Raw genomic sequence first — 13,787 nt, 5'->3', positions numbered from 1 at the left:
TCCACACCTTACGGGGAATGGCTACCAATAATCCGCCCGCTTCGTCGGCGCCGGGGCAGTTGCCCCGACCCTCATTGTCGCAGACGGTCGACGTCGAGACGCCGGAACTTGTCGTGCTGTCGTACACCGTGGCCGGCGTGGGCTCGCGTGCCACGGCCGCGTTCATCGACTACGCGATTTGTATCGCGACATTTATCGCCGTCATTGTCGCGCTGCTTCAGCTGCAGGTGAAGTTCGGCGTGGCCGCGTCGCGCGATTCGTCGGGCGCGTGGGTGATGGCGCTGCTCGGGGTGATCCAGTTCGCCATCCTCTGGCTGTACTACGTGCTGTTCGAGGCGCTGGGCGACGGACAAACGCCGGGCAAGCGCATCATGAAGTTGCGCGTCGTGAAGGACGGGGGCCTGTCGGTCACCTTCGAGGCGTCGGCTATTCGTAACATCGTGCGCGCCATAGACCTGCAACCGATCTTTCTGTACGCCGTCGGCCTCGTCACGATCATGGCGAATGCGCGCGGCAAGCGACTCGGTGACATGGCGGCCGGCACGATCGTGGTCAAGGAAGATCTGGTGTCGCAGCCGGTGACTCCGCGGAAGACCGCGCGCACCGACGCGCGCACGCCGTTGCCCCTGTCGGCGAGTCTGACGGACGCGGAATTCCAACTGCTCGACCGGTTCGTGGAACGGCGCATGCAGTTCGACCCCGAGCGGCGCACGCAGCTGGCGGCCGGACTGGCGCAGCGCTTCAGCGCGAAGCTCACGCAGGATCCAGCACAACTGCCGATCGCACAGCTGGTGCGATTGCACGACGCCGAGCTGGCCGCTCGGGCGCAGGGCGCGGCGGCGCGCAATGACACCGGCGCCGCGCGCGAGCGACATCGCATCGTCGCCACCAACGCGCCACGGTGGGCGTTGTTCGCCAACACCCTCAAGTCGGCTCAGGGCGCTGGACTGTCCACGCTCGGCGAAGCGGGTGTGCGGCGCTTCGTGCAGGACTACCGCGAAATGACCGCCGACTTGGCTCGACTGCGCACCGCGACGCGTGGACAGGACTCGGCCGACCTGTTCTACCTCAACCGCCTGGTGGCCGGCGCCCACAGCCTGCTGTACCGGCGTGGCACGTTCACCCTGCGTCGGCTCGTCGCCTTTCTCTTCGCCGATGTGCCTGCCGAAGTGCGCGCCTCGGGGTTGCCGATCGCGATTGCGGCCACGCTGCTGTTCGGCCCCATGGTGATTGCCGCGCGCGCGGTGATCACGCATCCGTCGGTGGCGGCCACCCTGTTGCCGCAAGGCATGCTGGCCCGCGCCGCCAAGGGCGTGGACGATGCGAAGCGCGGCAAAGGGTATATCGAGGATCCCGAGGTATATCGCCCGATGATGGCGTCGCAGATCGCCACCAACAATGTGCAGGTGACCTTCGTGGCCTTCGCGGGAGGCATGACGGCCGGCCTACTCACCTGCTGGGCGCTGGTCATGAACGGCGTGAGTATCGGGGCGGCCCTCGGTCTCTACATCTCGAAGGGAATCGGGTCGCTGATCTTTTCCTTCATCGCGCCGCATGGCGTGCTCGAACTCACCGCCATTGTGTTGGCCGGCGCGGCCGGGCTGCTGCTCGCGTCGGGCATGCTGCTGCCGGGCAATCGCACGCGCCGCGCGGCGCTGGTGCACCGCGGTGGCCGCGCCTTCCGACTGCTGGCAGGCGCCGTGTTCCTGCTGCTCTTCGCCGGCGCGATCGAGGGTTTCGTTTCACCGAATGCCACGCTGTCCTTACAGACCAAGCTAGCGGTATCGGCCACCAGCGCTGTCGTGCTGGCGATCTATCTGTTCTACAAGGGACCAGCCAACGCGCGCCCCGCGACAGCGCGCCCCGCGACAGCGCGCCCCGCTACAGCGCGCCCCGCGCCTTGAGTTCGAGGTAGCGGTTCACGACACTCGCTGTCATGGTTTGCGGCGACACGTCGAGCACCACCACACCGGCGCGCCGCATGCGCTCCAGCACCGCTTCGCGCGCCTGAATCACTTCCTCGGCCGCCGCACTCTCGAACAGCTGCTCCGTGGAGGCCGCGTCCATCGGCGCCGCCGCCTCGAACAACGCGTCATTGCGCAACGCGACCACCAGCACCAGATGTCGCGCGGCGCTGTGCGTCACGTGGGCCAGCAAGGCCTGCGAGGCGCGCACATCGATGACGTCGGTGAAGAATACCACCAGCGCACGCTTCTTCTGATGCGCGGCGAAGAAACGGAACGACGACGCGTAGTCCGGTTCCCGTGACGTCGCGTGCACGGGAATGAAGGCGTCGCGCACCAGCGTCAGCGCCCCCTTGCTCGCTTGTGGTGGCACAAAGGCACGCACCTCGTCGTCGAAGACCAGCGTGCCCACGCGGTCGCCCGACGAGGAGGCGACATCGGTCAGGATCAGCGCCGCGCTGAGCGCGTGCTCGAAGCGAGAGAATTCGCCCGACAACTGCGTCATGCCGCGCCCGGCGTCTACCAGCGTGATCACCGTCTGCGAGCGTTCCACGGTGAACTCGCGGGTAATGAACTTGCCCTTCTTCGACGTCGCCTTCCAGTCGATGTGGCGAGGGTCGTCGCCGCGCACGTACTCGCGCAAACGCGCAAACGCCTGCCCCTGTCCCTTGTGGCGCAGCACGCGAATACCCATCGCGTCGAGATGGTGCTGCATGGCCAGCAAGCGATAGCGACGCACACCCGCGAGCGACGGCATCACCCGGATCGCATCGTCAGTCTCGAATGTGTAGCGTGCGCTGACCAGGCCGAGCGCCGTACTGACGCGCACACCGACCGTGCCGAGTAGTGCCGTACCACGCGCCGTGCCGCGAATGCCGGCCTGCACCCGTTGTGCCGACGCACCGGGAACGCGCAGCGCGATTGATTGCACACCGCCGCTCACCAACGGCGGCAGTTGGTCGTGCAATTCCACCTGCAGCGCACGCGACGTGCGGTTGATGACCGTGTAGCTTCCGTCGATCTCGTCGCCGATTCCCACAGACGGCGGGAACTCACGCTCCACACTCAGTGCGGCCGCCGAAGGGAGCATGAGCACGTCGATGGCCAGCGCGGCGACCGCGAGCAGCGATACGCCCACACCGACGTACGCGCCGAATGGGGCCGGCAGCAGCCACACGGGCGCCGTGAACGCCGCGAGCCACGCGAGTCGCCGCTGCGGAGCAAACCGCAGCAGCGCCTGCATCGCCCGTCGGAGAAACGGTGACATCCCTACTTGGGCGCGACGACGCGCAGCAGAATGGCCGACAGGGCATCGTCGGCCGTGCGTCCTTCCACTTCCAACTCGGGCGAGAGCGTGACGCGGTGCCGCAGCACCGCGAACACACGATCCTTCACGTCGTCCGGCGTCACGAAGTCACGACTTTCGAGCACGGCGGCGGCGCGTGCGGCGCGCATCAGCGCCACCGTGGCGCGCGGCGACGCGCCGAGCGAGAGCGACGGTTCCTCGCGCGTGGCGCGAGTGATCGACGTGATATACGCCTGCACCTCAGGCGCCACACGCACCGAATCCGCTAGTTCACGCAGCGCCACCGCTTCTCCATCACCGAGTACCGGCTCGGATAGCGGCACCGTCGTACTCTCGGGATTGAACCCCGCTTCATGCGATGCCAGCATCGCGAGCTCGGCGTCGAGCGCCGGGTACCCCATGATCGTCTTCAGCAAAAAGCGGTCGAGCTGCGCCTCTGGCAGCGGATACGTGCCTTCGTGCTCCACCGGGTTCTGCGTGGCGAACACCGTGAACAGGGTATCCAGCGGCCGCGTGACACCGTCGGCCGACACCTGCCGTTCGGACATCGCTTCCAGCAGCGCCGACTGCGTCTTGGCGGGCGCGCGGTTGATCTCGTCGCCCAGCAGCAAGTCGGTGAACACCGGCCCAGGCTGAAACTCGAAGCCCCGTGCCACATCACGGACGATCGCGATGCCAGTGAGATCACTCGGCATGAGATCGGGCGTGAACTGCACGCGGGTGAACCGCACGCCAAGCGCGCTGGCCAGCGTACGCACGAGGAGCGTTTTCGCGGTTCCGGGTACGCCTTCGATGAGGAGATGTCCGCGCGCGAGGAAGGTGATGAGCGCATCGTCAATAGCCGCATCCTGCCCAACGATGCGCGCGGCGATGGCACTGCGGAGACGGCGAAGGATGTCTGCGCCCTGATCGATCGTGAGCTGCATGGGAGGAGTAGTCATGTTCGCGTGAGTGCCGCTTCGATGCGTTGAATCGCTTGTCCGACCCGGCGGAATTCACCGAGGTCGACCGGGTTCGTCAGCGCATGACGAACGATCGCAATGTCACTGGCCAGCGCGGGCTTCACGTCGGCTAGCCGTGTGAGATAGAGTTGATCTTCATCGAGCCCGCCGCGTTTGCCGCGGGCGGCGCCATGCTCCATGCGCCGACGCAATCCGCGCACGAGATGCTGTGCACTGGTACGTGTGGCCCCGACCTGCACATACGCGCGGGCGAGCGCGTCCACGTGCTCCAGTGGCGAGCGCCGCTCGATACGCACCTGCTCGCGCGGCGGCAGCACGCGGGGCGCGGCTGCGAACAGCAGGAGCAAGCCGGCGAGCGCGATTTGCAGCACCACGCGCCCCGGCGGCGTTTCGCGGAGGAATCGTTCGATGGCACCCGACATGCCGAAACGCGTGCGCCCCTGATGGAATTCGTCGAACACGATCGTACGCCGCGGCGCCGTGCCGCTCTCCGACAGATACTCGAGCGCGCGCACCGAGGCGACATCGAGTCCGTAGCGACACTCACGCAAGGCATCGTTGCGGAACACGTCGGGATCGGCTGAGACCACAAGGCGTCCGGCGCCGTACGGCATGCCGACCATGGTGCTGCGCGGTCCATCGGTCACGATGTTCGGCCGGCTCTCGAGGAGTACGAGTCGCTGCAGTCCGGGCCTGCTCAGCCCCTTGCCGTGCAGCGCCAGCATGCGCGCGTTCCCGAACCAGAGGGCGTCCCGCGTGAATCGCGCGCGGTTCGCGTCCGCGCATGGGCGTACCGCACCAATATTCTGCGCCACGTCATCGCCTTGGCGATCCACCGTGAGTTGCAGCGAGTCGTTGAGTGGCGACGTACCCTCGCCGAGCACCAGCAGCAACGCACCGCCACGGCGGACGTGCGCGAGCATCGCGCCGGCATCTTCCGGGGTGACTGGCACGACGGGATCAAGCACGCTGTAGATCGTCGTGTTGGCCGTAGGCACGACGCCGCGGCCGTCGCGCACCACATGCCACCCCAACCGGTCGGCCAGCTCGTAGAGAAGTTTGGCGCCGAGCGGATCGGCCGAGCTCGTGGACAGGCGTGGATCGCCCGAGCGCCCGGTGACCGGCGTTCGCGCGACCAAGGCGGTGATCATCACGAGGGCGGCCAACAGCGCGATCACGATGCCGGGGCGTGTGTACCACGGTGCTGGTGACGCCGCGTTCGCGTGATCCATCGGGACGGTCGTCACGCGGCACGCTCGCTGCCCAGCAGTTGCCGAGCGTCAGTCGAAAGTGCGGCGTAGTCGCCAGCGCTGCACTGCATGTCGCCGTAGATCACGCGATCGTAGCGCGAGCGGAACGACTGGAACGGACGCAATGACGGCGTGTTGCGACGACGTAGTTCCCGCGCATAGTCGCCGGTGGTCTTGGACGGATGCAACCGGAGCTCGCCGCGAGCGGCGCAGGCGCGCAGCAGGGCGGCAAACAACGCGTGTGCGGCCGCCGTGAAGTCTCCGGCCTGCGCGAACCGCTCGGCGTCGGCGAGCGCCGTGAGATCGGCCACGGTGGCTTTGCGCGGCACGCGCGCGGCGACGAGGGCCCGCTCGGCGCGCACGCCGATCACGAGGCGTGCCACGAGCAGTGCCACGAGCAGGCCCACCACCGCGATCGTGATTTCTCGACCATACGCGGCACCGCGCACCGAAGTGAACAGCGCATCGAGTAGGTCGCCGAGCCAGCGGAGCGCCCGACTGGCGAGCGATGTGGTCAGCTCGCGCTGATACTCCGACCGGCTGGCAATTGCAGCGATCGTATCACGGATCGCCGCGTCACCCCACGCGCCCGGTGCCGGCGACGTCGCCGCGGGCTGCAGCATCACCGACATCCTGCGCTACGTGGGCAGCGGTCAGGTCGCGGACGCGTACGACGACCCGTCGAGCGACTGGGCCATATGCTCCACATCGAAGCCCTCGTTACGAATACGCAGATCGTAGTACAGCACGAGCGCCGCCAGGCCAAGAATCGGGAAGCAGAAGATGCTGAGCACTGAACTGACGACCGTCTGCAACACCGGGCTGCCGAACACCGCCACCGCAAGCGTCACACCGAAGGACAGCGCGAAATAGAGCCCGTAGAGCAACAGCAGCGTCAGGAATACGTGTCCGGCGCGCCCCTTGGTGAGCGCGAACGAGCGCGTGACGGCATCGACCGGACCCATCTTCTCGAGCACGATGATCTGCGAGATACCGAACAGTCGGGTGGCGAGATAGACACCCGGCACGATCAGCAGGATCAGACCGGGCACGACCATGAGCATTGTCAGGAGGGCGCCGACGATCAGCATCGGCACCAGCGGTAAGACCGTCGCCACGGTGCGCCCCACGTCGGCGCGACCCCCGAGATAGACGTCAGCACCCATGCGCGTCACGGCGCCGCCGACGAGCGTGGCGATGACCAGGCCGATGACCGCGGTGCCGACGGACACGAGGACCTGATCGGTGCCGGTCATGCCTTGGGTGAGCAGCGAAAATGCGATCATCGGTGAATACGCGATCGCGCCCACCATGATGTATTGCTGAAAGTCACGGCGATACAACGTGAATGCGGCGTCGACAATTTCAGTAGTGGTGCGCGCGCGCAGCGAAGCGTCAGACATTACGGAGCCTCCCGAAGTGGCAATGAGATCAGGAGATCCTACACGCGTGTCAGGCGTCCCGATAGGCCGCGCGGTTCCGTCCTTCCCAATTCTTGATGTCATCGAGCGCCGAGCGATCGGCGGCCGCATAGCGACGGCGGTTCCCCGACGTGGTCGGATCATCGGCCGACGCGGCAACGACCGACGCAACGGGAATCCGCCAGTGCTGCCAACACGAGAAGAACGTGTCGGTACCGATCCACTCGTCGGCGCGCCCCGACTTCTTACCGTTCTCGAGCGGCTGATTGCCGACCGCCGTTTTGGCGAAGAGCGGAACGGCGGTGCAGCGGCTGGCTGCGGCGTCCAGGCCTACGACCAGGAAGTCTTGCGTTCCAACGACCGACCGGTCGCCGTCAGGCCCGAGCACGGCATTGGTCTGACAGCCGCCGAGCGCGCGCAACATGGCCGTGTCCAGCTGGACCACGAGCCCCGGGGAGACTTCTTCTTGCGTGAGAGACATGGCGGATGATGCCCGGAGCCGCCTCGGCTGGCAAGGCTCACGGGCGTTGCTGGGATTCCCCTCGTTTGCCTTGCGCGTCCTGCTACGTTCACACGTTGTTGCGCCGCGCAACGCCACAGCGGTGAGTAAGCCAGCTCCCCTCCCATCTCGATAGCATGGATCAGACGGTCGCCGGACTCATGCGGGACGCGGACACGGGCGACCGAGCAGCGGCCGATCGTTTGTTCACGATGCTGTATGCTGATCTGCATCGACTGGCGGAGCGCCAACTATCGCGCAATAGCGGGCAACTCACCCTTGGTGCCACGACGCTGCTACACGAGGCGTACATCAGCATGGCCGATCGAGAGGGCGCCGCGTATCCGGACCGCGCGCACTTCATGGCCTACGCCTCGCGTGCAATGCGAGGTCTCGTGATCGACTATGTCCGCAGCCGACGGGCGCAAAAGCGCGGCGGCGAGTTTCACATCACCGGCATCGACACCTCCACGCCGGCGGGCGGCGACGAGGCAACGGAGCAACTCGACGCACTTGGCGAAGCGCTGGAAGGGCTCGCCGAACTCGACCCACCGCTCGCCCAACTGGTCGATCTGCACTTCTTTTGCGGCTTCGGGTTCGCCGAGATCGCCGCCATGCGCGGGGTGTCCGAGCGGACGGTACTTCGCGAATGGCGAAAGGCGCGGGTGCTCCTCAGGAGCACCCTACGCGACTAGGGACCCAACTGGCCGGAGCGTCGCCGGTCGGTGTCACCCGCGCGCGCCGATTTCCGATTGAGCAAGTACGCGGCCACTTCAGCCTGCCGCGGCACGCACATCGGAGACCCGGATGTTCAACCTCGCGCGTCATTTCAGAAACGCCGTCCAGCCACTCGTGCACTGCGCGCTCGAACTCGCTCCGGCGGAGCGCGGGGTTTGGCTGCGTGAGCTCCGTGCCGAGTGCCCCTCTGTTGCCCTCGAACTGGAACGGCTGATGCAGCCAGCACTTGAGGCCGCAATGACGGTCGACTCGGAGACCAGCGCACGCGCCATCGTTCCCGGTTCGCTTGAGCACCTCGGCCTGCGCTGCTGATCGGTGCCGCGAGCCCGAGAGGCCGCGCTGTCACCTCGCAGTTCCGGTTTCCGATCTCGTGAGCAGAGGGCCACTGGTCGACGCGGACAAACGGGGGCGGCATGTCAATGACGGTGATACTGGCGGGCGTTTGCGGGCTGGTGGCGCTGACCTACGTGGTCATCGCCGTGGTGGTCGCGCACCTCTTTACCACCCCGCGGCGGATGCCATACGCGGCGCACGAAGGGGCCAGCTACGAGCGGGTGAAGTTCTGCGCTCGTGGCGAATCGCTGCAGCTCGTGGCCTCGTACCGGCGGACGCTGGACGCGCGAGGGGCGGTCATTCTGGCGCACGGCCGCGATTCATGTCGAGGTGAAGAGCTTCGTGGAACCACACAGTCGCTCGTGCGCGAACTCACCTCGCGAGGCCTGAGCGTGATCATGGTCGACCTGCGCGGCCACGGGGAAAGCGACCGAGCGCGTCTCACTTTTGGGCGACGGGAACAACGCGACATTCTTGGTGCCGTCGACTTCCTGAGGCATCGAGGCTATCAGCCTGGTCGCATTGGCGTGCTAGGGGCGTCGATGGGTGGCGTGAGCGCGATTGCGGCGGCGGTCGAGGAGCACGCCATCGGCGCACTGATCACCGACAGCGCCTTCGCGTCACTCGAGGAGGTGTTGCACGCCCAGTTTACCCGGCTCACGCGCCTGCCCTCCTTTGTGCTCGGCGGTGCCCTGATTGCCGCACGACTGCTCACGGGTGAAGACCTGCTCCGTCATGCGCCAGGGCACAACATGCGGCGCCTGCGCGGTCGTCCGACGCTGGTGATTCATGCTGAACACGATCCCTTTGTGCCCGTGCAGCACGCGCGCGATCTGGCGGCGGCGGGTGCCTGCGATTCGTGGATCACCCCCGGCACGCGACATCTGGCGTCGTTCAGTGTGACCGGCCCCGAGTATCTCGCATTGGTCGGAGACTTCTTCGCGCGCCACCTGTCGGTGGACGCCCCGGTACAGGCTCCGGTTTCGCGCTGGACGCGCACGGTCATGCCACTGCAATTTACTGTTGGCTGTCATGGACAGTCGGCCACACCTCTCTGATCCAGCAATCCAATGGCCGATGCGCTGCCGCTGAATCCCGTGTTGTATGCTCGCGTCGGGCCGTTGTTGGATCAGGCGCTCGAACTCGCACCGGAGCGTCGGGCGCAGTGGCTCGCCGGTCTGAGTCACGAGAGTACCGAGGTGGTAGACGCACTCACCCGCCTCCTCGAGCAGGATGCTGCCACCGGCGAGTTCCTGCCAAGTGGACCTGGCAAGTACTCCATGGAGCAGCTGCTGGGCGGATGGTCGACCACGCTGTCGGGGACACCGATCGGCGCGTGGATTCTCGACGAACCGATCGGTCAAGGCGGCATGGGCACGGTGTGGTTGGCCCATCGCGCCGACGGCACGTTTACCGGTCGTGCGGCGATCAAGCTCCTGCACCTCTCCAGCGTTACCCCGGTGGCGCTCGACCAGTTTCGGCGCGAAGGCACGCTGCTGGCCACACTGACGCACCCCAACATCGCGCGTCTGCTTGATGCCGGTGTGACGGAGGCCGGTCAGCCGTACCTGGTCATGGAGTACGTGGACGGTGTACCGTTGGATGTGTTCGCGCACACGCAGCGGCTCACCGCGACGGCGCGCATTGGCTTGATGCAACAGGTGCTCGACGCAATCAGTCATGCCCATGCGCACCTGATCGTCCATCGCGACTTGAAGCCGTCGAACATTTTGGTGCGTCCCAACGGGCAGGTCACGCTGCTCGACTTCGGCATTGGCAAGCAACTCCTGCCATCGACCGCCGACGAACGTTCCGTCGTGACGGAGGTCGGGAGTCGGGCACTCACCCCACTGTTCGCCTCACCGGAGCAGCTGCGTGGCGACGCGATCGGCACCGCCAGCGACACGTACAGCGCGGCCGTGGTCGCGTACCTGCTGCTTACCGGCACGCATCCGACGGCCGGCGACAGCCGCACGCCGGCGGAGATCCTGCGCACCACGCTCGAGACGGAACCGCGGCGTACAGAGCTGGGCGATCTGGACACGATTCTCCGCAAAGCACTGAAAAAGACGCCCGGCGAACGGTACGAAACGTCCGCCGCGTTCAACGATGACTTGCAGCGCTTTCTGGAGCATAAGCCCGTGCGCGCGCGGCCGGACACGCTGGGCTACCGGATGCGTCGCTTTGTGCGGCGCCATCGAGCCGGGCTGGCGGGGGCATCGGTGGCAATCCTCGCGGTGATCGCCACCGCTGGCGTTGCAGTTCGACAGGCGTGGCAAGCGGAGCGCGCGCGCGATGGCGCACAGTTCCAAACAGAACGGGCGGAAGCCACACGACAATTCCAAACGCTGCTGCTGTCGCAAATCGGCACGACGACGCTCAGTCAGAAGCAGCTGTTGGATAAGGGTGTGCAGATGTTCGATGCGGGGACCACCACCGACCCGCGCGTCACCATCTCGATGCTGTTGAGTTTTTCTGATCGATACTCAGAGCTGAGTCGCAACGAAGAAGCCCGAGCGATGTTGCTCCGCGCCGACTCCGCGGCACGGCGCATCGCTGACGTTCCAGCGATGTTTGCGACGGCCTGCGGTCTCGCGCGCCAGTATGCCAAGACGGAGAAGCTGGAGTTGGCGCATCAGGAGTTGGCTCGAGCCGAGCGTGTCGTGGCGGGAACCGAAGCAGAGAACCGCGTGGATCGCGTCGCGTGCCTGCTGACGCGTGCACGCCTGCTACCGCAGCGCGCCGCGAACGACTCCGTGTTACTCGTGTATCGTCGTGTGGTCGCGATTCTAGACAGTACCGGGCGCAGCAACACGCTGCAGATGGTATCCGTGCAATCGCTGCTGGCGGGTCACTTGGGTCGGATCAACCGCGGCCGTGAAGCGATCGCGGTGCTGGAACGCCAGCAGGAAACCCTGACGCGACTTGGTCTGGCTGGCTCGTTCGCCTCCACGGGCGTCATGGCGAACATTGCGACCGAGCGCGGTCCCCTCGGCGAACGCGCCGCCATCCTCCCGATCTGGGATATGGTCAACGCACGACTCATGGCCGCCGATACGGCGGGTGGGGTCAATCCGACTGCCGGCTTCAACTTCGCCGCCGAGTTGCTGGCGGATGGACAGGCCGACTCGGCATTAGTGTGGTATCGCGCGGTCGCGGCCAGCGCGGCCAAGCGCAAAGATCCAGTCATCGAAAGTCGCGCCCAGTTCGGCATCGTTCGCAGCCTCACGTCACTCGGACGCGGGGTGGAGGCGGCGCCAGCGTTCACCAAGTATCTGACGATGTTGCGTGCCCTGCGACGGCCGACCGACCGGGACAGCCTCATTCTCACCGCTGGCCTCGCCGCCGCGCTTAAAGATACCGCTGGCGCGGTGGTCCTTCTTGAAGGGGTGATGACGCTCGACAGCGTGCTCGCCGCACGGCAGACCACGCGACGCTCCTGGAGCGCGCTGCGCATGCTGACCCCATTGTTGCTCAGTCAGGGGAATGCGGAGCGGGCGCGCATGTACGCGCGCGTGATGCGCGGCATCGCCAATACCGATTCGCTCACCGCCACGCGAAGTGCCGACGTCGGCCTCGCCGACCTCTACCTTGCCCGGACGTTCGCCGTACAGGGCATGACGGACAGCGCACGTGTCTGGGCGAGTGCCGCGCAGACGGCCCTCCGTGCCGGCGCTGGCGTACGGCATTCGACCACGAAGGAAGCCGAAGCGCTGCTCGGTACGCTGCGATAACTTTGGCTATGCGTTCAGATACCGTGCGTATCGCACTCGCGTGCGTGCCGTACCCCGACACCCCGGCAATGTCCGTCGCGATCGCCTGCGACGCGATCGCCGAGGCGGGAGCCGCCGGCGCCCTCGTGGTCTGTTTCCCCGAATGCTACGTGCCCGGCTACCGCGCGCCCCATCTCCCGGTGCCACCGGCTGATGCCGCGTTCCTGGCCTCTGCCTGGCGCGACATCGGCGCCGCGGCGGCGAAGGCAGGGGTCGCGGTCGTGTTGGGTACGGAGCGGGTCGTGCCGGACGTCGCCGACGGACTTCCAGTCGCCACCGTCGCCGTCTTCGATACCACCGGCGCGCTGATGGGGTTTCAGGACAAAGTGCAGCTCGACCCCTCTGAAGATCCGGTGTACGGCCACGGCAACGAGCGACGCGTGTTCACCGTGGGCCCGCTCACGTTCGGCGTCGTGATCTGTCACGAAGGCTGGCGGTATCCCGAAACAGTCCGTTGGGCCGTGCGACGCGGCGCGCAGGTCGTGTTTCATCCGAACTTCGCCTGGGCAGAAGCGGGAGCATTTCGTCCCACCAGCTTCGCCGATCCCGCCAACACGTTTCACGAGAAGGCGATACTGTGTCGTGCCGCCGAGAACACTTGCTGGTTCGCGTCGGTGAATTGCGCGAGCGCGGGCGCTCCCATCGCCTCGGCCATCGCGCGCCCGGACGGGACGCTGCACGCCTGGCAGCCGTACGGCGAGGCGGGACTGCTCATCGCCGACTGCGACCTGTCACTCGCGACCGGATTGCTCGCGCAGCGCTGTCGGACAGGACTCTAACCGGCCGTTGCACTGCCCGCACCGTGCGTGCTAGAAAACGATTTCGACGGCGATGTGATCGCCCGTCTTCAACGTGAGCGCGCGGGTGGCCACATCCGTGCCACCAACCGGGCGCACAAACACGCGGATCGCGTCACCACGCTTGATGAGGTCCTTCGGAAACGACAGCGTGGCCTGCGTGTTGGCCGGGATTTCGCCAAGCCGGACCGAGCGTACGCCCTGTTCAGCGAACACGATCATGGGCTTGTTGCGTGGATTGTCGATCGTAATCGTCGTGCTGGCCCGCTCTTCGGCGGTCAGCAGCACCGGAACGCTGTCGATGCTCGCGATACCACTTGGCGGAACGAGCAGGCCGACGCGCACCGCGCCTAAGAGCGGGAATAGCGGGGTGGCGACGCTGAAGCCGGCGCCTTCCGGACGAGCCAGGAGACGCACCGTGCTGCGTCCGTTCACCGCCCAAGAGGGCAACTGCAACGTGGCCACATCACCGGCCGCCACCACACCCAAGCGACGATCAATGCCAGCGGCTTCCAGGTACACGGCGACCGGCGTCGCGCGATCGTTCTGGACGGTAACGAGCGTCATCGTGTCGCCGATCACGCGCGTGACGGGGAGTCGCGTGGGAGGCTGGGGCTGGGACTGCTGGGCCGCCGCTTCGGTAGAAAGCGTCGCAAGGCCAATGGCCAGAATCGTGAGATAGCGCATCGTCGGGTCCTCCCGCTGGGTCGTGTGGCAGCACCGGATGCGGTACCGCTACATAAG

The 13,787-nt window shown here is 66.4% G+C and carries 13 protein-coding genes; 6 read left to right on the top strand and 7 right to left on the bottom strand.

From position 1 onward, the window contains the following. The first annotated feature begins 17 nt into the window (after positions 1–17). Positions 18–1,904, top strand: coding sequence for a stage II sporulation protein M (locus tag RMP10_RS15480; RefSeq protein ID WP_310571097.1), 1,887 nt, complete (start codon positions 18–20; stop codon positions 1,902–1,904). On the opposite strand, the gene RMP10_RS15475 is transcribed toward RMP10_RS15480, so the two are convergent. Genes RMP10_RS15475 through RMP10_RS15450 form a run of 6 tightly spaced genes read right to left on the bottom strand, consistent with a single transcriptional unit; the run spans position 1,882 to position 7,384 of the window. After that, on the bottom strand, positions 1,882–3,231 hold the full coding sequence (locus RMP10_RS15475) for a DUF58 domain-containing protein (protein ID WP_310571096.1): 1,350 nt from the start codon (positions 3,229–3,231) through the stop codon (positions 1,882–1,884). The genes RMP10_RS15480 and RMP10_RS15475 overlap by 23 nt on opposite strands. Before the next feature lie 2 nt (positions 3,232–3,233). Beyond that, positions 3,234–4,211, bottom strand: a complete 978-nt coding sequence (locus RMP10_RS15470; protein WP_310571095.1) for a MoxR family ATPase — start codon at positions 4,209–4,211, stop codon at positions 3,234–3,236. Further along, positions 4,208–5,479, bottom strand: a complete 1,272-nt coding sequence (locus tag RMP10_RS15465; protein ID WP_310571094.1) for a DUF4350 domain-containing protein — start codon at positions 5,477–5,479, stop codon at positions 4,208–4,210. Before RMP10_RS15465 ends, RMP10_RS15470 begins: the two co-directional genes overlap by 4 nt. Next, entirely contained in the window at positions 5,476–6,105 is a 630-nt protein-coding gene (locus tag RMP10_RS15460) for a DUF4129 domain-containing protein (protein WP_310571093.1), read from the bottom strand. Before RMP10_RS15460 ends, RMP10_RS15465 begins: the two co-directional genes overlap by 4 nt. Positions 6,106–6,135: 30 nt before the next feature. Continuing rightward, a complete protein-coding gene (locus tag RMP10_RS15455; protein ID WP_310571092.1) occupies positions 6,136–6,885 on the bottom strand; it encodes a hypothetical protein in 750 nt (249 codons plus the stop codon). Between the two features lie 49 nt (positions 6,886–6,934). Beyond that, on the bottom strand, positions 6,935–7,384 hold the full coding sequence (locus RMP10_RS15450) for a hypothetical protein (protein ID WP_310571091.1): 450 nt from the start codon (positions 7,382–7,384) through the stop codon (positions 6,935–6,937). Between the two features lie 155 nt (positions 7,385–7,539). Here RMP10_RS15450 and RMP10_RS15445 point away from each other — a divergent pair, with 155 nt between their 5' ends. From RMP10_RS15445 to RMP10_RS15425, 5 genes are all read left to right on the top strand, one after another. Then, on the top strand, positions 7,540–8,097 hold the full coding sequence (locus RMP10_RS15445) for an ECF-type sigma factor (RefSeq protein ID WP_310571090.1): 558 nt from the start codon (positions 7,540–7,542) through the stop codon (positions 8,095–8,097). A 112-nt stretch (positions 8,098–8,209) separates the two neighbouring features. Further along, on the top strand, positions 8,210–8,452 hold the full coding sequence (locus tag RMP10_RS15440) for a hypothetical protein (RefSeq protein ID WP_310571089.1): 243 nt from the start codon (positions 8,210–8,212) through the stop codon (positions 8,450–8,452). 107 nt (positions 8,453–8,559) lie between these two features. Beyond that, positions 8,560–9,531, top strand: a complete 972-nt coding sequence (locus RMP10_RS15435; protein WP_310571088.1) for an alpha/beta fold hydrolase — start codon at positions 8,560–8,562, stop codon at positions 9,529–9,531. 12 nt (positions 9,532–9,543) lie between these two features. Then, entirely contained in the window at positions 9,544–12,207 is a 2,664-nt protein-coding gene (locus RMP10_RS15430; RefSeq protein ID WP_310571087.1) for a serine/threonine-protein kinase, read from the top strand. A gap of 8 nt (positions 12,208–12,215) precedes the next feature. Beyond that, positions 12,216–13,025: a carbon-nitrogen hydrolase family protein gene (locus RMP10_RS15425; RefSeq protein WP_310571086.1), complete on the top strand. Its 810-nt coding sequence runs from the start codon at positions 12,216–12,218 to the stop codon at positions 13,023–13,025. Between the two features lie 30 nt (positions 13,026–13,055). Here the strand turns inward: RMP10_RS15425 and RMP10_RS15420 are convergent, their stop codons facing one another. After that, entirely contained in the window at positions 13,056–13,730 is a 675-nt protein-coding gene (locus RMP10_RS15420) for a hypothetical protein (protein WP_310571085.1), read from the bottom strand. Positions 13,731–13,787: the final 57 nt, after the last annotated feature.

The organism is Gemmatimonas sp. (assembly GCF_031426495.1).
GTDB lineage: Bacteria > Gemmatimonadota > Gemmatimonadetes > Gemmatimonadales > Gemmatimonadaceae > Gemmatimonas.
Note: the sequence above shows the minus strand (reverse complement) of the source record. Positions and strands in the feature narration are given on the sequence as shown.

What these genes read in the sequence shown, in the direction of transcription:
- RMP10_RS15470 (WP_310571095.1), bottom strand. Translation starts at nt 4,211, where the DNA reads ATGACTACTCCTCCCATGCAGCTCACGATCGATCAGGGCGCAGACATC.
- RMP10_RS15455 (WP_310571092.1), bottom strand. Translation starts at nt 6,885, where the DNA reads ATGTCTGACGCTTCGCTGCGCGCGCGCACCACTACTGAAATTGTCGAC.
- RMP10_RS15475 (WP_310571096.1), bottom strand. Translation starts at nt 3,231, where the DNA reads ATGTCACCGTTTCTCCGACGGGCGATGCAGGCGCTGCTGCGGTTTGCT.
- RMP10_RS15420 (WP_310571085.1), bottom strand. Translation starts at nt 13,730, where the DNA reads ATGCGCTATCTCACGATTCTGGCCATTGGCCTTGCGACGCTTTCTACC.
- RMP10_RS15425 (WP_310571086.1), top strand. Translation starts at nt 12,216, where the DNA reads ATGCGTTCAGATACCGTGCGTATCGCACTCGCGTGCGTGCCGTACCCC.
- RMP10_RS15450 (WP_310571091.1), bottom strand. Translation starts at nt 7,384, where the DNA reads ATGTCTCTCACGCAAGAAGAAGTCTCCCCGGGGCTCGTGGTCCAGCTG.
- RMP10_RS15445 (WP_310571090.1), top strand. Translation starts at nt 7,540, where the DNA reads ATGGATCAGACGGTCGCCGGACTCATGCGGGACGCGGACACGGGCGAC.
- RMP10_RS15460 (WP_310571093.1), bottom strand. Translation starts at nt 6,105, where the DNA reads ATGCTGCAGCCCGCGGCGACGTCGCCGGCACCGGGCGCGTGGGGTGAC.
- RMP10_RS15435 (WP_310571088.1), top strand. Translation starts at nt 8,560, where the DNA reads ATGACGGTGATACTGGCGGGCGTTTGCGGGCTGGTGGCGCTGACCTAC.
- RMP10_RS15430 (WP_310571087.1), top strand. Translation starts at nt 9,544, where the DNA reads ATGGCCGATGCGCTGCCGCTGAATCCCGTGTTGTATGCTCGCGTCGGG.
- RMP10_RS15480 (WP_310571097.1), top strand. Translation starts at nt 18, where the DNA reads ATGGCTACCAATAATCCGCCCGCTTCGTCGGCGCCGGGGCAGTTGCCC.
- RMP10_RS15440 (WP_310571089.1), top strand. Translation starts at nt 8,210, where the DNA reads ATGTTCAACCTCGCGCGTCATTTCAGAAACGCCGTCCAGCCACTCGTG.